This is a genomic window from Burkholderia sp. Ac-20345, from assembly GCF_017104825.1.
GTDB classification, from domain to species: Bacteria; Pseudomonadota; Gammaproteobacteria; order Burkholderiales; family Burkholderiaceae; genus Burkholderia; species Burkholderia lata_B.
Genome location: NZ_JAAGPO010000528.1, coordinates 1 through 829, shown reverse-complemented (window position 1 = coordinate 829; position 829 = coordinate 1). Strand labels below are relative to the sequence as shown.

Sequence of the window (829 nt, the reverse complement as noted above, 5' to 3'; positions counted from 1 at the left end):
ACGCGCATATCGCGCAGCAGGCCGAGCTCGCGCTGCGTGTCGCGAGCAAGCGGCTGCCGATTCTCGTGCTCGGCGAAACCGGTGCGGGTAAGGAAGTGTTCGCACGCGCGATCCACGACGCCGGCGCGCGGCGCGCGCGGCCGTTCGTCGCTGTCAACTGCGGCGCGCTGCCGGAAGCGCTGATCGAGAGCGAGCTGTTCGGCTATGCGGCCGGCGCGTTCACCGGCGCACGCAAGCATGGCGCGCGCGGCAAGATCGCACTTGCTGACGGCGGCACACTGTTCCTCGATGAAATCGGCGACATGCCGCTCGCGCTGCAGACGCGCCTGTTGCGCGTGCTCGCCGATGGCGAGGTCGTGCCGCTCGGCAGCGATACGCCCGTACGCGTCGACCTCGACGTGATCTGTGCGACGCACCGCGATCTCGCACGCATGGTGGCCGATGGCACGTTCCGCGAGGACCTCTACTACCGGCTGAGCGGCGCGACGTTCGAACTGCCGCCGCTGCGCGCGCGCGCCGACGTGCGCGACGTCATCGCCGCCGTATTCGCCGAGGAGGCGCAGGCCACCGGCCACGTGCTGACGCTCGATGCGACGCTCGCCGAACAGCTCGCCGCGTACCCGTGGCCCGGTAACGTGCGGCAGTTGCGCAACGTGCTGCGCTATGCGTGCGCGGTGTGCGATGCCGCGCGCGTGACGCGGCATGACCTGCCGGCCGAGATCGCCGCGCAGCTCGGCGGCGTTGTACCCGGCACGCTACCCGACGACGAACGCGGCCGCATCGTCGCGGCGCTCACCGCGCACCGCTGGCGGCCCGACGCGGCCGCGCA

1 protein-coding gene is annotated in these 829 nt (G+C 71.8%); it reads left to right on the top strand.

What is annotated here, in order from left to right:
- Positions 1-829: sigma 54-interacting transcriptional regulator (locus G3O06_RS48455; RefSeq protein WP_205820485.1), on the top strand; the 829-nt coding region annotated here is incomplete at both ends.